19 protein-coding genes are annotated in these 23479 nt (G+C 36.5%); 12 read left to right on the top strand and 7 right to left on the bottom strand.

Annotated features, from left to right (window positions below):
- Positions 1-115: 115 nt before the first annotated feature.
- The 3 genes from SFA27_RS20275 to SFA27_RS20265 form a co-directional block, all read right to left on the bottom strand.
- A complete protein-coding gene (locus tag SFA27_RS20275) occupies positions 116-2413 on the bottom strand; it encodes a GH92 family glycosyl hydrolase (RefSeq protein ID WP_407294532.1) in 2298 nt (765 codons plus the stop codon).
- Positions 2414-2490: 77 nt separating this feature from the next.
- Complete coding sequence (locus SFA27_RS20270) at positions 2491-3174, bottom strand: response regulator transcription factor (RefSeq protein ID WP_407294530.1); 684 nt, start codon at positions 3172-3174, stop codon at positions 2491-2493.
- 2 nt (positions 3175-3176) lie between these two features.
- Positions 3177-4439: a sensor histidine kinase gene (locus tag SFA27_RS20265; RefSeq protein WP_407294528.1), complete on the bottom strand. Its 1263-nt coding sequence runs from the start codon at positions 4437-4439 to the stop codon at positions 3177-3179.
- Between the two features lie 157 nt (positions 4440-4596).
- On the opposite strand from SFA27_RS20265, the gene SFA27_RS20260 reads away from it, so the two are divergent.
- The 9 genes from SFA27_RS20260 (at position 4597) to SFA27_RS20220 (ending at position 13001) form a co-directional block, all read left to right on the top strand.
- Positions 4597-5007, top strand: a complete 411-nt coding sequence (locus tag SFA27_RS20260; protein WP_047373981.1) for a DUF1573 domain-containing protein — start codon at positions 4597-4599, stop codon at positions 5005-5007.
- A gap of 176 nt (positions 5008-5183) precedes the next feature.
- A complete protein-coding gene (locus SFA27_RS20255) occupies positions 5184-6065 on the top strand; it encodes an SDR family oxidoreductase (protein ID WP_047373979.1) in 882 nt (293 codons plus the stop codon).
- 84 nt (positions 6066-6149) lie between these two features.
- A complete protein-coding gene (locus SFA27_RS20250) occupies positions 6150-8090 on the top strand; it encodes a M1 family metallopeptidase (RefSeq protein ID WP_407294525.1) in 1941 nt (646 codons plus the stop codon).
- Between the two features lie 362 nt (positions 8091-8452).
- Entirely contained in the window at positions 8453-9340 is an 888-nt protein-coding gene (locus SFA27_RS20245; RefSeq protein WP_407294523.1) for a DUF2589 domain-containing protein, read from the top strand.
- Positions 9341-9355: 15 nt separating this feature from the next.
- Positions 9356-10054, top strand: a complete 699-nt coding sequence (locus SFA27_RS20240; RefSeq protein WP_264519582.1) for a hypothetical protein — start codon at positions 9356-9358, stop codon at positions 10052-10054.
- Positions 10054-10632: a hypothetical protein gene (locus tag SFA27_RS20235; RefSeq protein WP_047373974.1), complete on the top strand. Its 579-nt coding sequence runs from the start codon at positions 10054-10056 to the stop codon at positions 10630-10632. The genes SFA27_RS20240 and SFA27_RS20235 overlap by 1 nt, the downstream gene beginning before the upstream one ends.
- 12 nt (positions 10633-10644) lie before the next feature.
- Positions 10645-11907: a S8 family peptidase gene (locus SFA27_RS20230; RefSeq protein WP_407294520.1), complete on the top strand. Its 1263-nt coding sequence runs from the start codon at positions 10645-10647 to the stop codon at positions 11905-11907.
- Positions 11904-12107, top strand: a complete 204-nt coding sequence (locus SFA27_RS20225; RefSeq protein WP_047373970.1) for a hypothetical protein — start codon at positions 11904-11906, stop codon at positions 12105-12107. Before SFA27_RS20230 ends, SFA27_RS20225 begins: the two co-directional genes overlap by 4 nt.
- Positions 12108-12173: 66 nt before the next feature.
- Positions 12174-13001: an endonuclease/exonuclease/phosphatase family protein gene (locus SFA27_RS20220; RefSeq protein WP_047373968.1), complete on the top strand. Its 828-nt coding sequence runs from the start codon at positions 12174-12176 to the stop codon at positions 12999-13001.
- A 6-nt stretch (positions 13002-13007) separates the two neighbouring features.
- Here the strand turns inward: SFA27_RS20220 and SFA27_RS20215 are convergent, their stop codons facing one another.
- Together SFA27_RS20215 and SFA27_RS20210 are read right to left on the bottom strand one after the other, a co-directional pair.
- Positions 13008-13694: a response regulator transcription factor gene (locus tag SFA27_RS20215; RefSeq protein ID WP_407294517.1), complete on the bottom strand. Its 687-nt coding sequence runs from the start codon at positions 13692-13694 to the stop codon at positions 13008-13010.
- Positions 13684-15006 (bottom strand): sensor histidine kinase, encoded by a 1323-nt coding sequence (locus SFA27_RS20210; RefSeq protein ID WP_407294515.1) that lies wholly within the window; start codon positions 15004-15006, stop codon positions 13684-13686. The genes SFA27_RS20215 and SFA27_RS20210 overlap by 11 nt, the downstream gene beginning before the upstream one ends.
- 118 nt (positions 15007-15124) lie before the next feature.
- Between SFA27_RS20210 and SFA27_RS20205 the strand changes: the two genes are divergently transcribed.
- From SFA27_RS20205 to SFA27_RS20195, 3 genes are all read left to right on the top strand, one after another.
- Positions 15125-15958, top strand: a complete 834-nt coding sequence (locus tag SFA27_RS20205) for a GLPGLI family protein (protein ID WP_407294513.1) — start codon at positions 15125-15127, stop codon at positions 15956-15958.
- 176 nt (positions 15959-16134) lie between these two features.
- Complete coding sequence (locus SFA27_RS20200; protein WP_407294511.1) at positions 16135-18504, top strand: outer membrane beta-barrel family protein; 2370 nt, start codon at positions 16135-16137, stop codon at positions 18502-18504.
- A 106-nt stretch (positions 18505-18610) separates the two neighbouring features.
- Positions 18611-20476: a M1 family metallopeptidase gene (locus SFA27_RS20195; protein WP_407294509.1), complete on the top strand. Its 1866-nt coding sequence runs from the start codon at positions 18611-18613 to the stop codon at positions 20474-20476.
- A 36-nt stretch (positions 20477-20512) separates the two neighbouring features.
- Here the strand turns inward: SFA27_RS20195 and SFA27_RS20190 are convergent, their stop codons facing one another.
- Entirely contained in the window at positions 20513-21925 is a 1413-nt protein-coding gene (locus SFA27_RS20190; RefSeq protein WP_407294507.1) for a phosphatase PAP2 family protein, read from the bottom strand.
- Between the two features lie 104 nt (positions 21926-22029).
- Positions 22030-23043, bottom strand: coding sequence for a zinc metalloprotease (locus SFA27_RS20185; RefSeq protein ID WP_407294505.1), 1014 nt, complete (start codon positions 23041-23043; stop codon positions 22030-22032).
- Positions 23044-23479 lie beyond the last annotated feature (436 nt).

The following is a 23479-nucleotide window of genomic DNA, read 5'->3' as shown; positions in this document are numbered from 1 at the left end:
CAATAGTAGCGGGCTTTAGCCCGCTCTCTTTATTTTTAGCTCTCGCAGATCTGAGAGATTGCGCAGATTTCTAAACCCGATCATCTGCTCAATCCGCAAAATCTGCGAGAATATCTTATCTTTTCGCTTTATTCCCCATATAAAAAGTAAGCTTTCCACCATTCATAATGTCAGAATGCTTCAATGTGAAATTCCTGATTTCCTTTCCATTCAAAAGAACCTTTTGGACATATACATTTTTCGGACTTTGATTAATGGCTTCAATTTCAAAAGTTTTCCCGTTTTCCAGACTCAATACAGCGTTATCAATGGCAGGGCTTCCAATAGAATAATCTTCAGAGCCGGGAGCTACAGGATAAAAACCTAATGAACTTAGGATATACCATGCACTCATTTGCCCCGCATCATCATTTCCTCCCAATCCGTCTGGTGTTGCTTTGTATTGCATTTCCAGAATACGGCGGATTTGTGCCTGTGCTTTCCATGGCTGCCCAGCCCAGTTATAGAAATAAGCAACATGGTGGGCGGGTTCATTTCCGTGAACATATCCGCCAATAATTCCTTCGCGGGTAATATCTTCAGTGTCTGCGAAAAACTCATCAGGTAAATGCATGGTGAATAACTCGTCAAGTTTTGATGCAAACTTCTTTTTTCCACCCATCATTGTGATCAGTTCATCCGGATTTTGCGGAACAAAGAAACTGTAGTTCCATGAATTTCCTTCAATAAAGCCTTGTCCGTGAGTACTTAATACATCAAAATCTTTTTTAAAGCTTCCATCTGCCAGACGTGGACGCATAAAACCGATTGTAGGATCAAAATTATTTTTCCAGTTTTCAGATCGTTTGATAAACTGATTGTAAATTTCTGTTTTGTTCAGATGTTTTGCCAGTTGAGCAATCGCCCAGTCATCATAGGCGTATTCCAGCGTATTGGAAACTGAAGTTCCATTTTTTTCTGCCGGAATATATCCAAGATCAATATACTGTCCGATTCCTTCGTAATTTCTTTTGCTGGCAGTTTCTATACATGCTTTTAAAGCTTCTTCAGGATCACCATCATAATTTCCTTTAATAATCGCATCGGCAACTACACTTACACTGTGATATCCGCTCATACACCAGTTGTCGTTGGCATAATGTGACCAGATAGGCAGCATTTTCATAGAAAACTGATTATAATGAGCCATCATGGATTTTACCATATCACCATTTCGCTTAGGTTGAATTATATTAAAGAAAGGATGTAGTGTACGATAAGTATCCCACAACGAAAATGTTGTATAATTGGTAAAACCGTCTGCTTTATGAATATTTTGGTCCAACCCTTTATATTCTCCATTGATGTCCATATAAGTGGTGGGATTAATAAAGGTATGGTACATGGCCGTATAAAAATTAGTCTTTTCCGTATCAGAACCTTTGATGACAATTTTGTTTAATTCCTTATTCCAATTGTCCTGAGCTTGAGCTTTAGCCTGATCAAACGTCATATTTCCGGTTTCTTTTTCAAGATTTTCCAAAGCATTGGTCTGGCTTACGGGAGAAATGGCAAGCTTTACTTCAATCGCTTCGTTTTCATTAGTGTCAAAATCAAAAAACATTTTCAGATTCTTTCCTGCAATCTCAGGGAAATTCTGATTTTGGTCAAATTTTCTCCAAAATCCTTTATAGACTTGCTTTTCATCATAATTTTTCTGGCCATAGGATTTAAATGGTTTTGAAAACTTCACTGCAAAATAAACAGTTCTGGTTCTTGCCCAGCCATTCGTCTGGCGATATCCGGTGATGGTATTTCCGTTTTCTACACGAATGTATGTCCAGACATTTTTTCCGTCATAATTATAAATACCGGCCATCAGATCAAGAATAATATGAGCCTGGTCAGACTTCGGGAAAGTATAGCGGTGAATTCCCACTCTTGGTGTTGCTGTCAGCTCTGCCAGAATGTTATGGTCATCCAGTTTTACTTTGTAATATCCGGCTTCTGCTATTTCGTTTTGATGAGAAAATCTGCTTCTGTATCCATTTTCAGGGTTGGAAGCTGTTCCGGGATTCAGTTGAAGTTTTCCAACAGTGGGCATGATCAGAAAATCTCCGAGATCAGAATGCCCCGTTCCACTGAAGTGAGTAGAACTGAATCCTACAATGGTTTTATCTTCATAGCGGTAACCTGCACAGTATTTATAAACTTCGCCGTTATATTTTCCGTTAAGTTCATAAGAAATGGTGTCTGTCTCAGGGCTTAGCTGTACCGCACCAAAGGGAACTGTAGCTCCGGGATAAGTATGGCCCATCTTTTCGGTACCAATCAGCGGATTGACGTACTGTATTAGTTTTTCAAATTTTTGGGCATGAAAATGTGCACTTAAAAATACTAGAGAAAGAAAAACAATAGGTTTGTGATTTTTCATTAATGACAATTTTTCAAAGTTTAAAATTAATTAAAATCATCATTTGCTGTTGTGTTTTAGATAGATTCGGGCACTATTTATTCTTTTTCAGAAAAACGAAAACCTATTCCATGCAGATTTTCTATTAAAACATTCCGTTCTTCGGCAAGTACCTTCCGCAACCGGGAAATAAATACATCAAGACTTCGCCCCATAAAATAGTCATCATCACCCCAGATTGCTTTCAGAATGTCCTGTCTTTTGACAACCAGGTTTTTGTGACAGATAAAATACAAAAGCAGGTCAGATTCTCTTTGGGTAAGGGTAATGTTATTTTCTATGCCTTGCAGCGTATAGTTTTTGGGGTCAAAATCATACTTTCCGACTTTGTATTTTAGAGGAGAAGGATCTGTTTTCTTGGTGCGTTTCAGGAAGACTTCAATTTTCAGCATAAGTTCCTCAATACTGAATGGTTTTACCAGATAATCATCAGCACCTATTTTAAGCCCTTTGATTCTGTCTTCTTTCAGAGCTTTTGCAGAAATGAAAATAATAGGGATTTCAGAATTTTTACTGCGGATCTGCTCGGCAACTTCAAATCCGTTCATGCCGGGCATCATAATGTCCAGCAGACAAATATCAAAATTTTGGCTGTTAAATGCTTCCAGGGCAGATTCACCATCAGAATAACAGCTGATATCATAATAACTTTCCAGACTGTCTTCCACCAGAAAAGCTATTGTTTTGTCATCTTCGGCATATAAAATTTTAGATTTCTCCATACTTATACATGATTATTTGAAAACGGAAAAAACAGGGTAGTCGTAATTCCTTTGTCTTCATTATTTTCCACAGAAATTTTCCAGTGATGCTGCTGAACTACTTTTTTTACATAAAATAATCCCAACCCAAAACCATTCACTTCTTCACTTCTTTTGGTGTGTACCCTGTAAAATTTTTCAAAAATATGAGGAATATTTTTAGCAGGAATCCCCATTCCGTTGTCTTTAAACTTTAAATATAAGCCTTTTGAATCTTTATAAGCCGAAATTTTAATTACAGGTTTTGTTTCACAATACTTGATGGAGTTATCCAAAAGGTTATAAATGATGTTGGTAAAGTGAAATTCATCAGCCATTACTGAAGTACTGTTTTCAATATCAATTTCGATGCAGAGGTCTTTATTTTTGTGCTGTATACTGTCTGCAATCTCCTGAATAAAAGGGAGCAGCAGGATTTTTTGAGATTTTAAAGATAGCCCTGCTGCATCGTTCTTCGCAATATTCAATATTTTCTCAATATGATTGTTGAGCTTGTGGCTTTGATTGATGATAATAGAGGTATAGGTCTGCAGTTTTGAGTTTTCCATCACCATTTCCTGTTTATTGAGTGCTTCAGATGCTAAAAGTATCGATGATAAAGGAGTTTTAAACTCATGAGTCATATTGTTGATGAAATCACGCTGCAGCTCCGAAAACTTCTTCTGCTGAATAATGGTATAAATAGAATAAACATATACCAGAAGAATGATGATAAGGGCAAATGTAAGAAGATACCAGAATCTTAATGAGCTGATCAGATACGTTGTTTTATCAGGAAAACGTATAGAAAAGTAATAGATCAGATTTTTGTGTTTGGGAAAATTGATCACTTTATTGCTGGGACTTTCCTGGTGTGAAGTCATATACTTTCCGTAAACCATTTTATCACTGTGACAGTTATATAAGGCATATACGTAATCTGTATTGATCTGAAAACGGGTAAATTCTGTCTTCAGATAGTATTCAAGAACGACGGGATGAAATTCATTATTAATATTAACTACATAATAGTCATTGGCAATATTCTGTACAGGGTTTTCGGTATAAGATGTCTTTCCTCCGGAGAGTTTTTCTGCAACCTCCATTAAGGCAATATTTACCTTTTGATTGAACTTCTTATCTTCAAGATTATAAGCCTGGCGGGTCCACATCAGCTGAGCTATTAAAATTCCGATAATAGCTACGAACCCCAGTGTTATTATAATATTGAGTTTTTTTATTTTCATTTCCTGAAACAATATTATCCAAAAATATCTATTTATCTTTTATCATTAACAACTCATTAACAAATGTTAGATAGCGGTTAACAAGTTGTAATCATGGTCTGCTTTACATTTGTTATATCGAAAAATAATTAGTTTCTAACTATTAAAATGTATACTCATGAAAAAATTAAAAATCACAGCTCTTTTAGCCATTTTGGCATTCTCTCCTTTTTATGCTAATGTACTTTCTACAGACGCTCCATCTATTGTGAAAATGGTAGCTGATGCTATTAAATGGAAATCAGAATCTATAGATGTGGGAAATATTCCTCAGGGAAAACCAAAATTGATCAGATTTGAATTTACCAACACAAGTTCAAAACCTATCATTATTCAAAATGTAGCTCCTTCATGTGGATGTACTACAGCTGATTATACAAAAACGCCTATCCAGCCAGGAAAAAAAGGATTTGTAGAGGCTAGCTATAATGCAGCAGCAAGTGGTCCTTTTATGAAGACTGTAAATGTTACAACAAGTGACAGCAAAACTCCTAAAACACTTTCATTCAAAGGAGTGGTTACAGCTTAATAGATTGTTTTTTTAAGATAAAAATAGCCTGATAATTGTTATCGGGCTATTTTCTTTTTTGAATAGTTTGATCTATTTTAAGAATAATATCAGGAATAACTATTTGTAGCATTATTTATCAATTTATTTTAAGGGATTGCATTTCAATATTTGTTATTTTTAAGAAAAAATATTTTATGAGTCTATATACACAACCTATGCTGCGCGAAGGTGCACTAAAAGATAAAGTAGCGATTGTAACAGGAGGCGGAAGCGGTCTTGGAAAAGCGATGACCAAATACTTTCTTGAACTGGGCGCCAAAGTAGTGATTACTTCCAGAAATCTGGAAAAACTACAGACAACAGCTAAGGAACTGGAAGATGAAACAGGAGGTAAAGTACTGTGTGTGGCTTGCGATGTAAGAAATTGGGATGAAGTGGAAGCAATGAAAGAAGCTACCTTAAAAGAATTCGGTAAAATTGATATTTTATTAAACAATGCCGCCGGAAATTTTATTTCTCCAACGGAAAAACTGACTCACTCTGCTTTTGACTCTATTCTGGATATCGTTTTAAAAGGAACAAAAAACTGTACCCTTTCTATAGGAAAACACTGGATAGATTCTAAAACTCCGGGAACTGTACTGAATATTGTAACAACATACGCATGGACAGGTTCTGCCTATGTAGTACCATCAGCCTGTGCAAAAGCGGGAGTTTTGGCGATGACCAGATCTTTGGCAGTAGAATGGGCAAAATACGGAATCCGTTTCAATGCGATTGCTCCAGGGCCTTTCCCTACAAAAGGAGCTTGGGACAGACTTCTTCCGGGAGACCTTCAGGAGAAATTTGATATGAAGAAAAAAGTTCCGTTGAGAAGAGTAGGAGAACATCAGGAGCTTGCCAATCTTGCGGCTTACCTGGTTTCAGATTATTCAGCGTATATGAATGGGGAAGTGGTAACAATTGATGGTGGAGAATGGCTTCAGGGAGCAGGAGAATTTAATATGCTTGAAGCAATTCCTCAAGAAATGTGGGATGCTTTGGAAGCAATGATTAAAGCAAAAAAATCAAATTAAATTAAACTTATATTAAAAAAACTCCCGGATGTGTAACAAATCCGGGAGTTTTTTTTACCTATACAGTAAAATAATACTTTTCACATGAATTTTAAACTTCCAACCCTTGTTTCCACTGTTGCAGTGATCCTGTTTTCAGGTTCTGTACACGCACAGGAATCCCCCAAATATGATTATGTAGAAGCATTTAAGCCGTTTTTCTATCCGCAGACAGGTTCGGCAACCCGTTCTGCAAGCGGACAGCCGGGACATGCTTATTGGCAGAATTCAGCAGACTATCATTTGAATGTCAGCTTGAATGAAGATAAAAAAGAGATTACCGGTACAGCACAGATTACCTATACCAACAACAGCCCGGATAAATTAGGTTTCCTTTGGCTGCAGCTGGATCAGAATCTGTTTGCAAAAGATTCCAGAGGAAACGGTGTAGTTCCGCTTTCGGGAAGCAGAAATGGAGCTCATGGCGAAGAATTTAATGGCGGATATAAGATTAAATCAGTAAAGCTTGATGGAAAAAGAGAAGTAAAATATACCATTACTGATACAAGAATGCAGATTGATCTTCCAAAGGAACTGAAAGCCAATGGAGGTGTTGCCAAAATAGAAATTGAATATTCTTTTGTTTCTCCTGACTACGGTTCAGACAGAATGGGGATTCAGGATACCAAAAACGGTAAAATATTTACCATGGCACAATGGTATCCGAGAATGTGTGTGTATGATGATGTATTGGGATGGAATACTCTTCCATATCTTGGAGCGTCAGAGTTTTATTTAGAATATGGGAATATTACAGCGAATATCACAGTTCCGGCCAATCATTATGTGGTAGCCTCCGGAGAACTTCTGAACGAGAAAGAAGTGTACAGTAAAGAAGAAATCAACAGATGGAATGAAGCAAGAAACAGTGATAAAACAGTAATGATTCATCCTGAATCTGAAATCGGTAAAAATAAAGCTTCCGGTACAAAAACATGGAAATTTAAAATTACACAGGCCAGAGATTTTGCCTGGGCGTCTTCTGCCGGATTTATTTTAGATGCTGCTAAAATTAATCTGCCTAGCGGAAAGAAATCCTTAGCTATCTCGGCTTATCCTGCTGAAAGTGCCGGAGAGAAAGCTTGGGGAAGATCTACAGAATATACCAAAGCAGCCATAGAGCATTATTCAAAGAAATGGTATGAGTATACCTATCCGGCTGCCACCAATGTAGCAGGAAATGAAGGCGGAATGGAATATCCGGGAATTGTGTTCTGTCATATGGATTCTAAAGGAGAAGATCTTTGGGGTGTTACAGACCACGAGTTTGGACACAACTGGTTCCCAATGATCGTAGGATCTAATGAAAGACTTTTCGCATGGATGGATGAAGGATTTAATACATTCATCAACGGACTTTCAACCGAAGCTTTCAATAAAGGCGAATATTATCGTAAACCGAATCTGGCAAGATCAGGACCTTATCTGTTGACAGACAGCCTGGAACCTGTAATGGTAGGACCGGATAATATGAAAGAAAGAAGTATCGGAGCTTTGGCTTACTATAAACCGGGAACAGGCTTGGATGTTTTGAGAGAAACGATTCTCGGACCTGAAAAATTTGATAAAGCATTCAGAACCTATATAGACCGATGGGCTTTTAAACATCCTACACCATGGGATTTCTTCCATACAATGGAAAATGTTTCCGGAGAAGAACTGAACTGGTTCTGGAGAGGATGGTTCTTTAACAAATGGAAAATTGACCAGGCTGTTAAAAATGTAAAATACATTAACGGAGACTTTAAAAACGGAGTTCAGATCACTGTTGAAAATATTGGACAGCTGCCGATGCCTACAACAGTTCAACTGAAATTCAAAGATGGAACGGTACAAACGGTGAATATCCCTGTGGAAGTCTGGAAAAGAAATACAGAATGGACATTCAAGGTAGATTCTAACAAGGAAATAGATGAGGTGAAGCTGGATCCGAATTCTGCTGTTCCTGACATCAATCTGGAAAACAATAGCAAAAAACCTTCATAGAGATATTGGATTTATATCTGGTAATTTAAATGTAACGCAAAGATCTGATATCCGATGTTTAATTTTTTAAGGGAGCAAAGATGGAATCAATGGAATTGATTCTTGCTAAGCGTAAGCATATTCATGTAGCTTAATCAGCATTTCTTAGCCTATTTAAAATTAAGAAGATTCATATAACCTTTGCGTTTATGACAGATAAACAGCAGCAAAATATACCTGTTACAAAAGCCTGAGCTTACAACCGTAAGTTCAGGCTTTTTATTTTAGGGTGTTTTTCCGGTGCAGGTGAAGGGGTTCTCCTGCAATGTTTTGGTGGTCAGTGATATAATTTTGTCCTACAATTTTAATCAAAAACAAAAAACATGGAAACATTAAAATCAGTGCTTGAAGCAAGCCACGCCAAAAAAACAAAAAATGAGTTAATTGATCTCTTATCGGGAGTAGAAAAAGTGCTTACCCCTGCAGTTTATGAAAAGGTATCAGGAATCGAGATTTCGGAATTAAGTTCACTGACCAATAAGGAACTTCTAAATATCTTAGAAGATTTCAAAAATAATTATGATGCAAAATGGGAAAAATCCTTTTCCGGAGTTTCTTCAGAGATCATGAAGCTTATTGCCGGTAAAATGGCTGCCGATGAAGAGATCTTCAGAACTTCAGATGCTGCCAGTGCAGATTTTGCTGCTGAATTGGGAAGTATAGACTTTGCTACCATCATTGGCGGACCGTTGGATGCTTGTGTAAAAGCACAGTCTAATGCCTCTATTGCTACCGTTAATTTCATCAATGAAGTTGGGTTTGAGCTTACAGATCCGGCCAATGCTGCCAGTCCTAAAAAACTGAGAATGGCAGAATTCAAATACAAAAAAAATATTCCGAATCCGGATTTTAAAGAAGATGAGCCGGTAAGTGTTACCAATCCTAAAACGATTCCGAATGATGTAGAAATTTCAGTGCCTTTTATTGCATTGCTGAATGTTCCAAGCTTCAGAATTGAAACCTGTGAAGTAGACTTCAATGTTAAACTTAATTCTACTTACACGAAAGACGTAAGTGACGAATTTGGTATCAATGCCGGAGTTTCCGGAGGATGGGGACCTGTAAAATTCAAAGTGGATGTGTCTTATAAAAGAACTTCCAGTACAGGAATCAAAGTGGAAAAAGAATACTCTCTTGGGGTAAAAGTACGTGCAACCAATGACGAAATGCCTGCCGGACTTGAAAAAGTACTTGGACTTCTTTCACAATAATATATTTTACGAAAGATGATAAAACTATCAGATTACCTGGATTATCTCAACAACGAGATAATTCAGGCTCGTAAAAAAGCAGACGAAAATGCAGTTCTTATTGCCAAAGAATATGCCCGTCATGAATACCTTAAATATTTCAAGGTTCCACGATATGCGCTTCCCAGTGTAAAGATGGACATTCCGATCAAGATTACGGATATAGATTCAGACACCAAATATAATTTTAAACTGAATCAGGATCAGTTTGTGACTGAAATAAATGAGAGAATCCGTCTGGTAAATAAAGAAAAAAGACTGAATATTCCTGAAATCAGTAAAAGACAACTCCAGACCGAAGAGTTCAAAACGTTGTTCAGTACACTGGAAAAAAATGATCAGAAATTCGGTAAGCTTCCTGCCAATGAAGTGCTTAAACTAGATCTCAGAAAGAAAGTTCAGGTTCTTAATTCCGGAATCTTTAGACCTCAGGATGGAACTACAGAAGAAGAAACCGATGAGCTGAAAGAAATCTTTTCAAAGGTTCTGCTGAATAAATATACATTGGTTAATGCCAAACTGAACAGCATTTATATTGATCCCAACACAAGTGCAGCAGAAGATAAAGACAAACTATTCATCAACCTTCATGTGGAAATGGAGGAAGAAGGAATCAGGATTGTGTCATACAAAGATAAAGACGGTAATGAAATAGAACAGATAACTTTTGAGTAATGCAGGAACTTATTCACTTTACGGTACAGAAAATCAAAGAACTGCTGGAGCATTTCAATGAAGTTCAGGCTTTGTACCTGTCCAAATCATTTGACTTTGATGCCCGGCTTGATGTATTTCTCAATGAAGTTCTGGAATATTTCCGTACCAAAGGAAACACCAGCCACGAATCTGAAGTTTTAAAGATTATGAATATGATTTCCACCGTTAAAAGAGGTTTTAATCCTATTAAAATGGAGAAAATAATAACAGGAAGACGAGAACTTCTCGGAGGATTTTCATTCAATGGCATGGAAAGTATGTATGATATTCTGATGGAAATATATACTAAGGAAAATAAAAAGCTTGACGATGCGGAAGAACTTATTTCAGGAATCATTGTCTCATTATATCAGAATGGTATTCTGGATGATGAAAAGCTGAAAGACATGAATTCTGTTCCTAAAATTGAACGTTTCTGGACTTCACTGGTTGAGCAGAATACAGCCATATCAGGAATTAATAAAAAGCTCAGACTGACCATTATTCCAGAAGATATTTTCCTTATTCTGGAAAAAGTATTTCTGAAATTAATTTAAAAAAAGATCATTATGGAAACCGGAAGATATATTGTTTTGCTGCAGGATCAGCAGAAAAATGCACTCAAAAAAATAGAGAAAGAGCTGGAAGTGAATATTACTTCTTCAGAATTGCTCTCCAAAGAAAACCGTTCCTATGAAATTATTGATCAGGACAACGGTGTGCTTTACAAAAATCTGGGCATTCTTGTGGTGGACAATATGGATGAAGATCAATTGAAAAGTGCCGTGAAAAATGAATCAAATTCTATTGTATACTACGAAAAAGAAAGAGAATTTTTCCCTGCAGATGAATTACAGCTGATCAAAGAACTTAAAAAACAGTCTGCCGGACTTGCAGAAAAGATTTCAGAACTTGAACAATATATCACCAGTAAGCCTTTACCTCAAAAATCATTCGTTGAATTGGAATGGGGATTACAAGCTATTGGGCTGGAAAAAACCAACTATACAGGAAAAGGTATTGATATTTGCATTCTGGATACAGGGCTTGAAACTTCCCATCCTGATTTTTCCTCTGAAGAAATTGAAGGCAAATCTTTCATAGATGGTGAAGACTGGAACCGGGATCCCAACGGACATGGTACGCACTGCGCGGGAGTGGCTACAGGAAATATCAGAAGTGATAACGGAAAACGCTATGGAATTGCCAGAGATTGTAATCTGAAGATTGCAAAAGTACTCGCGGATAACGGAAGAGGAACTACCAGCAGCGTGATTGATGCGATAGACTGGGCGATCACGAAAAAATTCAGAATATTATCTCTTTCACTGGCATCTCCGGTGAAACTTGATGATCAGCCTTCCGTCCTTTTTGAAACCATTGGAGAAAGAGCATTGGAAAACAACTGTCTTATTATAGCTGCTGCAGGAAATGACAGCAATAGGCCGCAGATTCCGCAACCCGTTTCAATGCCGGCCAATTCAAAATCAATTATGGCGGTAGGAGCTATTGACAGCCAAATGAAGATAGCCAGATTTTCAAACGCAGGAATCAATCCGTCTACTGGAGGAAATATCAATGTCTGTGCTCCCGGAGTGGATATTATCAGTGCTTACCCAAAAAACGCAAAGAACAAATCTAACCTGTATTACAGTATGAGTGGTACAAGCATGGCAGCACCGCATGTTTCCGGGCTTGTTGCTTTGTATATGGAACAGTTTCCCGACAAATCAGCAAAAGAGATCTGGGAACTGATTGAAAAGAAGGCAAGGCCTATTGAAGGCATAAAATACAGAGATATTGGTAACGGTTTAATACAGGTATACTTATGATCACTTATCTCGCAGTTTTAAAGAAAGATATAAATTTTAAAAAGCTTGAAGCGCTTCTCAAAAGTAAAGACATAAAACTGGTCTCTCACTACAAAACCATAGGAGTTGTAAAGCTTGAAAGCCCGTTGCCGGTTTCGGAAGCTGAACTTCAGGAGTATTTTATATCCATAGAAGAAGAAAAAGATAATTTAACAATATAATCACATCAATAAAGCTTTTCTGTCACAGAGAAGTTTTATTTTTGTCTCTTACTGATAAAATAACATATGAATTTCAGATTTTCAATGGTGTTTCTGATGTTTTTTGCATTAGGATTTTCACAGGACCTTACCGTAATGAGTTTTAATATCAGACTGAATGTAGAGTCAGATAAAGACAATGCATGGCCAAAAAGAAAGCAGGACGTTGCTGATCTATTGACCTATTATCATCCTGATTATTTCGGAGTACAGGAAGCTCTTCCGGAACAGATGAAAGATATTAAAACAGGATTAAAAAACTATGACTATATAGGAGTAGGAAGAGATGACGGCAAAGAAAAAGGCGAATTTTCTGCCATCTTCTATGATACCAATACACTTGAAGTAGTAAAATCAGGAACGTTCTGGTTATCTGAAACTCCGGAAAAACCTTCAAAGGGCTGGGATGCTGCACTAAACAGAATCTGTACTTATGCGGTATTTAAAGATAAAAAATCGAAGAAAGAATTTCTGGCAATGAACCTTCATTTCGATCATGTAGGAAATGTAGCAAGAGTAAAATCTTCTGAACTGATTCTGAAAAAGATCAAAGAACTGAATCCAAAGAATCTTCCGGTAGCGCTGAGCGGAGATTTTAACCTGACAGATGATTCTGAACCTATTAAAATTCTTTCCCAGAATATGAAAGATACGTTCTACCATTCCGAAACCAAACATTACGGTCCTGTAGGAACGTTTACAGGCTTCAACGTCAATGAAGTTCCGAAAGACAGAATCGATTATATTTTTACACAAGGCTTTAAAATAAGATCTCACCGACACATTAATGACAGAAGAGAAAATCTGTTGTATCCATCAGACCATTTTCCAGTGATTGTGAATCTTTCCCTATAAAAAAAATCAATGGGTTGGAAAATCAACTTCAAATCCAATTCCTCTCAGGGACTGGATTTTTATTTGAGGATCACTGTTGAAATATTTACGAAGCCTGCTGATAAACACATCAAGACTTCTTCCGGTAAAATAATCATTGGTTTCCCAGAGATTATCCAGAATGTTATCCCTTGTAATGATAGATCGGTTGTATTTCAGAAGATACAGTAGGAGCTCCTGTTCCCGTATGGTCAGCCGGTTGTTTCCGTTAGGATGTGACAACAGAAGTTTAGTGGTATCCAACGAAAACGCTCCGATTTTTATTAGACTTTCTGTAACGGCGGGAAGTGTTCTCTTCAGAATATTTTTAATTCGCAGAACAAGTTCTTCAGGATCGCAGGGTTTCGCAATATAATCGTCGGCACCTATTTTCAACCCGGTCAATCGGTCAATTTTTTGATTTTTGGCTGTTAAAAATAACAATGGAAAATTACTTCTTTCTTTGATGATCATTTTCGCCAGTGAAAAACCATCTAAATTAGGCATCATCACATCCAGTATTCCTATCTGAAAAGGAAAATCAGCCTGAAGCAATGGTACTATGTCTTCAGGATTCTGAAACCAGCTGACTTCAAAATCTTCCAATTCAAGATAATGCTTAAGAATCATTCCGAAATCCGGATCGTCTTCTGCCAGAAGGATTTTAGTTTTCATAAGGAATTGATATTTTAAAAGTACTACCTGTATTAAGCTGGCTGGATACGTCTATTTTGCCACCATAATTGGCAACGATTTTCTTCACAAAATAAAGCCCCAGTCCAAGCCCTTTGCTATTGTGAATATTGTTGTTCTGTATTCTGTAGAATTTTTCGAAAATATGATTAAGTTCTTTCGTTTCCATACCCTGACCATTGTCATAAACTTCGATTTCTAAGTGTTGAGAACTGTTGCAGATATTTATTTTCACAGCAGAAGCTCCATACTTTACACTGTTCTCACAAAGATTTTTAATGACTGTTTCCATCAGGTTTTTATCAAAAGGAAGCTGGTGTGAGACTGAATTTGTAAGGTTAAAATCAGTATCGGAATAAGTAACAGCAAGATCCTGAATGAAAAAGTTCCAGTCTTCAGGTTGTATGGCTGTCATTTCATCCGGTATTTCATCTTTATGAAGTTGGTACATCAAGCTTTCAAGCCTGGAAATCTGCCTTTCGATAAGAGGAAGCGTTTCCGGATTCCATTCTTTTTTTAATGCTTTTGAAGCTATTTTTAAAGTAGCGATCGGAGTTTTAAACTCATGTGAAATGTTATCCACAATGGTGTGGAGAACTTCCACCTGCTTTTGCTGCCGGATCAGATTTCTAATTGTGAAAATATAAAGCAGAAGAACTCCCGAAAGAAGAATCACACAGCAAATAATCAATAACGTAAGCTCTTTGAAAACAATACTCTTGATATTTCTGATCTCAAAATCTGTTTGGGTTTTAACAAGAAAAGTATTTCTTTTTTCAACCTGCCCTTCATCCGAATCATCTCTTTTAGATGTTGAGGTTTCCCAACTTCCATTACTTGCAATACGGGGATTTTTAAGCTTATCCTGTGTCTCAAAAATAACAATTGGTTCTGTAATTACTTTTGTGCTGTCTGGAAGATGAACAATAGACAAGTACCGGATTCTGGCAGAAATCTCATAACCGTCTTTCTGGTAGCGGCTGTTGATATAATGAATCAGTCTTTCTCTGGCAGATTTTCTGTTTTCTATAAAATAATTCAGAAAATCCTTTTTGTTGATCTCCTTATTATGATACCTTATAATGATGTTCTGGAGAGAGTCATCATTTCTTTCTTTCACCTCCTGGATGTCTTCAAGACTGTCTGTAAAATGGGTAAGCCCGTCATTCACGGATCTGTAGATATCCCTTTCTTTTACCTGATAGGTCTTATACATAAAGTAGATCTGTATTCCCAGTAAAAGCAGGAACAGAGCAGCAAAAACCGAAATCAGAATTTTACTCTTGGCTATCATTGAAACAAAGATAAAGCTTTACCATTTTACTGAAATAATATTTTTATCATTAACCTTTTATTAACCTGATGATTAGTGTGTTTTTTGGTAATTTTAGAAAATAAAAAACTATTAATTAATGAAAAAGATATTCATTCTTCTTGTTCTGTTATTTGGGATGATCATCAATGCTCAAACACATCGTTTTATATATGAACTTCAATACAGAATAGAACCTAACGGTACAGGATATGATAAAGAAGAAATGGTGCTGGATATCAATCCGGAGGAAGTAAAGTTTTATGAATTTGAATTTTTAACGAGCGATTCTCTGAATATTCTTCATGGAGGAGTTTCTTCTCAGCATACCAGCCAGTCCGGACAGACTATTATCCGAAAAAGAAATTCCAATATAAATAAAAACTTTGTTCAGATTATGATGATGCCGTATTATTATGTTTTTGAAACGGAGAATAATATTCAATGGAAAATAGAGGCTGATACTAAAAAGATCAACAATTATAAATTGCAAAAAGCAACTGCCATGTTTGGAGGAAGAAACTGGACTGCCTGGTTTACTCCGGATATCAACATTCCTGAAGGACCATATAAATTTAGAGGACTTCCGGGATTGGTTCTGTATGTGGAGGATGATAAGAAAGATTTTATATATTCTTTCTCGCGAAATAGTAATCTCTCCAAAACATATGATACAACAGGCTTTCTCGAAAAGCATTATTCATTGGCTCCTATTGCCATTGACTTTAAGAAATGGGTGAAACTGAATCTGGAGTTTTATAATGATCCTTATGCCAGAATGAGAACCGAATTTCAACCGGACTGGAATGTACGCATTAATGGGCAGCAAATCAAAAGTAAAGAGGAGTTCGCAGGTTTGACCAAACAAACACAGATAGACATCAAAAAATATTATAATCCGATAGAACTGGATAAAGCAATTCCTTATCCATAGAAACAGACTCTATTGATTTTAAACCCTGAATTTGCGAGTTCAGGGTTTATTATTTTAAAGAAAAAGATATTAACCCATCATTAACCGTCTATTAACCGAAATTCTCCTTTTCAATACAGAATTTTGTCCCCATAAAACAGAACAGTGATTTTGTTTGAGAGGATAAAAAAATAGCCATGTATAAAATTCTTTTTTTTCTGTGTTTTTCAGCCTTGATTCTTGCCCAGAAACAAAAAACTGGAGGTACAGTGGTGAATATCGAGAATGAAAAACTTTCATCAGTAAAGGTAGAAGTGTATAATGCTCAGAATGCATTAATCAAAGAATTAAAAACAGACGAAAATGGGAAGTTTGTACTGGAGAACATAGCAGAACAGGATGTAAAACTGGTGATTAAAAATCAGGGATACTCTTTATTTGAGAAAAAGATTGATCTGAAAGAACCTGAGCCCCTGAATATTGTTCTTAAAAAAGAACCCCAGGAAATAGAAGGCGTTGTAATGACCAAGCGCAAGCCTTTGGTGAAAAGAAAAGTAGACCGCCTGGAATTTAATGTTGAAAACAGCAATATTTCATCACTCAATGCCTGGGAAATTCTAAAAAATACACCCAGTGTCACAATAAATAATGATGTACTCGGAGTAAAAGGAAGTACCGGAATTTTGGTGACTATTAATGATAAAAAGGTAATGCTGACAGGAGATGAACTGAAAAATCTTCTGGAAAATACACAGGGAGATGAAGTGAAGTCAGTAGAAGTGATTACCAATCCACCTGCGAAATATGAAGCTTCAGGAAGTGCAGTACTGAATATCGTTCTGAAAAAGAATAAAATTGAAGGTTACCGCGGAATTCTCTCATCCAAATATGTACAGACACAATATGCGAAAGGCGTTTTTGGTCTTTCCCAATATTATAAAAAAGATAAACTTTCCATTATGGGGAGCTATTATAGAGGGCTGGGGACGTACTACCGGGAAGGAACAGACTATGTGAACTACCCGGAAAGCCAAACCCGATGGGTCAGTACGATGAACAGGAAGGATAAAAACAATAACCAGAATACCCTGAATTTTAATGTGGAATATGAATTGGACAGTTTGACCAATGCAAGCCTCAACTACTCAGGGTATTTTTCTCCAAAATCCTTCGGAACCTACAATGTCCCTACACTGATCTATAATAGTCAGGATATCGTAGAATCTAATTATACCACAGTCAATGATCACCGCTCACGTTCCATTAATAATTCTGTAAGTTTTCAGATAGATCGGAAGCTGAATAAGAAAAGCAATCTTTCATGGATTAACTATTTTACCGGAAACAATGCCGATAAATTTCAGAATGTAATCACCGATCTGAACTTTGCAGGCCAGCCTCCAAAAGAAGATAATTTTCTTACAAAGAACAAAGCGGATGTTCAGCTATATTCCACTCAGTTTGATTATCAATGGAAAGATGATAAACTGGAGCTGGAATCCGGAGCAAAATATAGTTTTGTAAAGACAAGCAGTACACTTGATTTCTCTGATAATGAAAATGGAACACTGCAATACAGACCTGAAAAGAGCAGTATCTTTGATTATAAAGAACACAATTTTGCCCTGTATTCTTCATTAGCCTATAATATTGGAAAATGGAACTTCAAAGGAGGGCTTCGTGCAGAAATGACAGATCTTGAAGGTGTAGTCTCTGAACCTTATGAATTGAATAAAAGCAATTATTGGAAATTTTTCCCCACTTTTTATGCACAATATACCACAGAAAATAAACAGGAATTCGGTTTCTCTTATGGGAAAAGGATCAGCAGGCCTTCCTATTCATGGTTGAATCCTGCGAAATCTTACTACAATCTGTTTTCATATTATCAGGGAGATCCAAAATTAAAAGCAACAATTACTCATAATCTCAATCTTACCTATTCCTGGAAAGACTGGAATCTGGATCTATATTACCGGAAAGAAATATATCCATCTATGGAAATTTCATATCAGGAACCAAGCACCAATAGTCTCATCTATTATTTTACCAATATTGAAAAAGGAGAAGCTTTCGGATTAAGCCTGTATAAAAATTTTCAGGTCAAACCATGGTGGAATATCATCATGTCTGAAAACCTTGAACACAACGAAAATTTTTTCAAAGGAACAGACGGAATGCTATATAAAAATAAAGTCTGGAACTGGGTATCCAATATCTCAACCAGTTTTACCCTGAATAAAAATAATGATTGGAAAATGGAAATGGGACACCGATACTATTCTCCCGGAATACAAGGGACTTTCAGGATTTCTGCTGTCTGGTCGGCATATTTTGTAATGAACAGAAAGTTCTTTAATAAAAAACTGGAAGCAAGTCTTATATTCACTGATATTTTCAGAACAACAGGTCAGAAAGTCAGTACAAAATACGCGAATCAGGATAATTATTTTCTCGATTATACGGATGCTCAAGGCATTTCGTTTTCATTGAAATTCAATTTTGGAAATCAGTCTGTGAAAAATGCAAAAACAATAAAGAAAACTGCCGAACAGGACAGGCTGTAGAATAATATGATAGAAAAGTCATTGCTATAAAATATTATTACAAAAGAAATGATCTTCTGGTGTCACATTTTCGTTATTTTTGATACCTATTTTTAAAAAGGTCATTATGAAGAAAATTTTTTCCGGAATGCTGATGGTCGTTTCCTTATTACAATTGTCTGCACAGGAACTATATATGCCGAGAAATATCAAAAAAGCGTATGAAAATGGAACCCGCGATATCTCCGGAGCGCCAGGTAAAAACTATTGGCAGAATAAGGGAGCGTATAATGTGGATGTGAAGGTGGATGCCAATACAAAAATGGTTTCCGGAAAAGAAACCATTGTCTATACGAACAATAGTCCGGATAATCTGAATGAACTGGCTATACGTTTTGTGAATAACCTTCATAAACCGCAGTCACCAAGATCAGGATTTGTGTCTAAAGATTTTCTGTCTTCAGGACTTAAAATTAAATCTTTCATTGTAAACGGAGCAAAATATGATATCAACAGTGATGATTGGAGTACTGTTGAAAAAGTGAAATTAAAAACAGCTTTAAAGCCTAAATCAAAAGCTGAAGTAAAAATTGAATGGGAATATCCGCTTTCAGTACAAAGTGGGAGAGAAGGACAGATAGACCCTGAGACATTCTATGTAGCTTATTCTTTTCCAAGAATTTCTGTATATGATGATTACAACGGATGGGATATGCTTCCACACTCAGACAGACAGGAGTTTTATAACGACTTCAATGACTATAGCTTTGCCATCACCGCGCCAAAGAATTTTGTAGTTTGGGCAACAGGAGATTTCCTGAACCCGGAAGCAGTACTTCAGCCTGAGTATTTAAAAAGATATAAAGCTTCATTAAAAAGTGATAAAGTAATGAAGATTGCTACTGAGCAGGAAATGAAGTCGGGAAAAGTGACCAAACCCAATAAATGGAATGTATGGAAATTTAAAGCCAGCCACATCACCGATTTCTGTTTTGCAATGAGCAGCCATTATGTGTGGGATGCAGCAAGTGTTCAGTTAAAATCAAAAAGAGCAAGTGTTCAGGCAGGATATAAAAATGGTGCGAAAGATTTTGAACATTATGTTGACTGGATGCGTTATAACCTTGATTGGTTCTCTAAAAACTGGCCTGGAGTAGAATATCCTTACAACGTAATGACCGCTATTCAAGGATATGCAGATATGGAATATCCAATGATGATCAATGATACCAGTATTCCTGATGATCTTCAGGATGCAAGGCTGACAGCAGATCATGAAATTGCTCACACTTATTTCCCTTTTTATATGGGAATCAATGAAACGAGATATGCATTTATGGATGAAGGCTGGGCTACCACCCTAGAATATCTTATAGGAATTGATGAAAACGGAGAAGCAGCAGCTAAAGAATTTTATAAAAACTTCCGTGTTAAAAAATGGATCAATGATCCTTCAGCCGAACAGGACCAGCCAGTGATTACGATGAGTACACAGGTGAGCGGTGCCGGATATGGAAACAATTCTTATGTAAAAGCCTCTCTGTCTTACCTGGCCTTGAAAGATTATTTAGGAGACGAACTGTTCAAAAAAGCATTGCATCATTATATGGATAACTGGAATGGAAAGCATCCGGTTCCATGGGATTATTTTAACTCTATGAACACCGGATCAGGGAAAAATCTGAACTGGTTCTTCCAAAACTGGTTTTATACCAATAATTATATTGATTTAAAAGTAACAGGTGCATCACAGATTAATGATATGCTTACAGTAAATGTAGCCAATGTAGGTGGTTTTGCAATTCCGTTTGATGCTCTATTGTCATATGAAGACGGGACTACAGAAAAACTGCATTTCTCTCCTTCCGTTTGGGAAAAAGATCAGAAACTTACTGATCTTGTTATTCCTATTAAGAAGAAAGTAAAATCTGTAAAGCTGGATGGAGATCTGTTTATGGATTATACTCCGGAAAATAACCAGAAAAACTTATAAAGTAAAAGCCTTCAGATTCTGAAGGCTTTTGTATTTTTAAAAATAGGCGGTTAATCTCAAACCTAATGTAATATAATTGATTTTTTCTTTAGCAATCAGGTTGTTAAGTTCCTGATCCAGCTCAGTGCTTTCTTTGATCTCATCACTGAAATAATACCGGATCGTGGAATTGATCTGATTATAATCTGTATAGAAAGTAAGACCCAATCCCGGATTGAATTTGTAGGTCATAGCAGCTCCTGTATTCCATCGGAAAGCAGGTTTGGGTTTATATCGGGCGATCTGCAGTTCGTGATTAGGAGCATCAATATCATTTCCTTTTACAAATACTTTTCCACTGGCAGTAGCGGCATACCCTCCGGTGAGCTTTAAAGTAAGCTGCCATTTATCTGAGAATTCATGAGAAAAATATGGGCCAATACCTGCAGCCAGAAAGCCCATAGATTGTGTTTTAATTTCATGGTCCCCAAAATCCTGTCCGTCATCAAAGGTTATTCTTTGAGATTTAATAGGAAAGCTGCTGAAGGCTACATCTGCACCCACACCCCATTTTTTTGAAAAGAAATAAGCTCCCTCCAGTCCGCCTTCAAAACCGATTTGTTTTTTGTCATCCAGTTCAGATTCCCTCAGGAAATTGGTTGTACCTAGTGCGGTGCCCATCTTCAGGGCGAGAAAAGACGGATAATCATTTCCTTGTATTCTCGATAAGATACTTAAATTGTCTCCTTTATTTTTATAAATTTTATCAATAAAAAAATACCCCAGTTCTGTTGATATAATTCCAATACCAGCTCCGGCAAGAATATCCGGAACCCAGTGTCTGTTATTTAAATTTCGGCCAAGTCCGGTAATAGCGGCGGAACCATATCCTGCAATACTATAGGCTGGGTTTACCATACCATATTCTTTGTGCAGAAAACTAGCATTGGTAAAAGCCATTGCAGCATGTCCTGATGGAAATGAATTGTTTTTGGATCCGTCCGGACGTTCCACTTTTGCAGTATATTTAATAGAATTCACTAAAATAGCCATGATGGCTAAGCTTGTACCATAAGATAAGGTTGCTCTTCCAATATTATTGCGTCCCTTTACACCTGCCAGTTTTAATCCGTAAACTGTGGCAGCTGGAGCATACTGAAGATAATCATCAAATTTGAACTTGAAATTGGGAAGGTATCGGTTTCGTACCTCGCGGATATTCTCTTTCTCTCCCCATGTTGCAGCAGCAGCGGTAAAAAGAAGGGCCGGAGCTACTGATTTTTTCATCCATTCTTTTTTGAAAAAAGGAGTCTTATTCTGAAATACACAGTCGGAAGAATTTATAAGTGCGATATCCTCCATCAGATTCCTGGCTTGGATGGTATCCTGTGTTTTAGTTTTGATGGTATCCTGAGCTTTAATACAGTATAAATGCAATAGTATTCCTGATGCTAATGCTAATTTTTTCATCGTAGTGGTGCTGAAATTTAAGTCAGGTAAAAATATTAAAAAAATCTATCCCAAAAATTGAGATAGACTATTTTAATGTTTTTATAATATTTAAACTGAATTGATTATCTTAATCCAGATCTAGGTCCGGATGCTGCTACTACGGCCTGCATTCTTGTTTTTTGATTAGCAGAGAACATTACCATGGATTTGTCATCCACATAATCCATATAGTTCATAAACATTTGAGAACGGCTTACTCCTCCACAAGCTCTGTTCAGAGGATAGGTGGGATTTCCATAGTTAGGGCCTGGAGACACAGGTGTATCATTAGAGTAATCTGTCTGGCAGCCTGCATCGGAAGATCCCCAAAGGTGTGGAAGATTTAGATAATGCCCTACTTCGTGAGTTACTGTTCTTCCTAAATTGAACGGAGCAGAAGCACCGGTTTTTCCTATATACTGATATCCAATTACAAGACCATCATACCATTCTCCTGCATTTTCAGGATAATAAGCATAGCCTAAAGTTCCAGGTTGGTTATTTTCGTCAAGGATTGAATTAACTACCCATATATTCATATTTTTAGTCACATCAGTAGCATCAATACCACCTGTGCTCGCTTTTTTCATTTGTTCAAGATCAGATCTCCATCCTGTTTTTGTACTTTGTTTACGGTTGGTAGCTACTAATTTGAAACGGATTTTTACATCTCCTGCTGCCACAGGTTGAAATGCAGAAGGAATTTTATTGATATCAGAATTGGTGGCACCATAATCAGCATTCAACACAGCAATTTGTTCCGCGATTCTTGCATCGGAAACATTTTGAGCGGAAGTGTTGTAAATTACATTAAAAACCACCGGAATCTCAACAGTTCCATCTGCCAGAACTTTTCCTACTTTAAGATTTTCTGCAAATTTTTCAGTACCGGATTCAATATCAATCATTTTTTGCTTTAGTGCAGGATTTTTCAGGAGCATTGCCTGTCTTATTCCTTCCGAAGCACAGCCTCTTTTGAGAGCACTTGGAGCAGAAGATTCCTGATCCACGGGTGTTTCATTTTGATTAGATAAGTTGTCAGTGTTACATGCCGACATAAAGCCCAGGACAAGGGCTCCAAATAGGATTTTTTTCATATCGTTATAATATAATTTGGTTGTGGATGTGAAATTATATTATTTAAAATTGATATGCAAGTTATTTTGTAAAATAATTGATAAATACCTATTGAATAAGTGTTTTTATTGATGTTATTTACGTTTTAATGGTTTTGTTTTGAATTTTAATCAATTTGAATTAATTATTTTATATTTCACATTTATGTGTGTTTTTAAGCGTAAATAATTTTATACCCTATATAATTTGTAGGATATTTTTCTTTAAACAATTCATAAAGAAAATACTTTAAAAAATATAATTGGAGTGTTGTATTTCATGCATTGTTCTCTTTTTAAGTTTGTTTTGCTGATTATGTGTTTTTTATATGAAATAATATAATGTTATTGAGGCTTTTTTTGTATGAATAAATTACTGAGCTAATGCATAGATGGTATTCCTGAATTTTAATCATAA

The sequence above is a fragment of the Chryseobacterium sp. HR92 genome, assembly GCF_045689405.1.
Taxonomy (GTDB): domain Bacteria; phylum Bacteroidota; class Bacteroidia; order Flavobacteriales; family Weeksellaceae; genus Chryseobacterium; species Chryseobacterium viscerum_A.
This window is presented reverse-complemented; position numbering and strand designations above follow the sequence as displayed.

Excerpts from the sequence above, each read along its gene's own strand:
- SFA27_RS20250 (WP_407294525.1), top strand. The coding sequence starts at position 6,150 with ATGAATTTTAAACTTCCAACCCTTGTTTCCACTGTTGCAGTGATCCTG.
- SFA27_RS20270 (WP_407294530.1), bottom strand. The coding sequence starts at position 3,174 with ATGGAGAAATCTAAAATTTTATATGCCGAAGATGACAAAACAATAGCT.
- SFA27_RS20220 (WP_047373968.1), top strand. The coding sequence starts at position 12,174 with ATGAATTTCAGATTTTCAATGGTGTTTCTGATGTTTTTTGCATTAGGA.
- SFA27_RS20185 (WP_407294505.1), bottom strand. The coding sequence starts at position 23,043 with ATGAAAAAAATCCTATTTGGAGCCCTTGTCCTGGGCTTTATGTCGGCA.
- SFA27_RS20205 (WP_407294513.1), top strand. The coding sequence starts at position 15,125 with ATGAAAAAGATATTCATTCTTCTTGTTCTGTTATTTGGGATGATCATC.
- SFA27_RS20210 (WP_407294515.1), bottom strand. The coding sequence starts at position 15,006 with ATGATAGCCAAGAGTAAAATTCTGATTTCGGTTTTTGCTGCTCTGTTC.
- SFA27_RS20235 (WP_047373974.1), top strand. The coding sequence starts at position 10,054 with ATGCAGGAACTTATTCACTTTACGGTACAGAAAATCAAAGAACTGCTG.
- SFA27_RS20230 (WP_407294520.1), top strand. The coding sequence starts at position 10,645 with ATGGAAACCGGAAGATATATTGTTTTGCTGCAGGATCAGCAGAAAAAT.
- SFA27_RS20245 (WP_407294523.1), top strand. The coding sequence starts at position 8,453 with ATGGAAACATTAAAATCAGTGCTTGAAGCAAGCCACGCCAAAAAAACA.
- SFA27_RS20215 (WP_407294517.1), bottom strand. The coding sequence starts at position 13,694 with ATGAAAACTAAAATCCTTCTGGCAGAAGACGATCCGGATTTCGGAATG.
- SFA27_RS20255 (WP_047373979.1), top strand. The coding sequence starts at position 5,184 with ATGAGTCTATATACACAACCTATGCTGCGCGAAGGTGCACTAAAAGAT.
- SFA27_RS20240 (WP_264519582.1), top strand. The coding sequence starts at position 9,356 with ATGATAAAACTATCAGATTACCTGGATTATCTCAACAACGAGATAATT.
- SFA27_RS20195 (WP_407294509.1), top strand. The coding sequence starts at position 18,611 with ATGAAGAAAATTTTTTCCGGAATGCTGATGGTCGTTTCCTTATTACAA.
- SFA27_RS20225 (WP_047373970.1), top strand. The coding sequence starts at position 11,904 with ATGATCACTTATCTCGCAGTTTTAAAGAAAGATATAAATTTTAAAAAG.
- SFA27_RS20265 (WP_407294528.1), bottom strand. The coding sequence starts at position 4,439 with ATGAAAATAAAAAAACTCAATATTATAATAACACTGGGGTTCGTAGCT.
- SFA27_RS20260 (WP_047373981.1), top strand. The coding sequence starts at position 4,597 with ATGAAAAAATTAAAAATCACAGCTCTTTTAGCCATTTTGGCATTCTCT.
- SFA27_RS20190 (WP_407294507.1), bottom strand. The coding sequence starts at position 21,925 with ATGAAAAAATTAGCATTAGCATCAGGAATACTATTGCATTTATACTGT.
- SFA27_RS20275 (WP_407294532.1), bottom strand. The coding sequence starts at position 2,413 with ATGAAAAATCACAAACCTATTGTTTTTCTTTCTCTAGTATTTTTAAGT.
- SFA27_RS20200 (WP_407294511.1), top strand. The coding sequence starts at position 16,135 with ATGTATAAAATTCTTTTTTTTCTGTGTTTTTCAGCCTTGATTCTTGCC.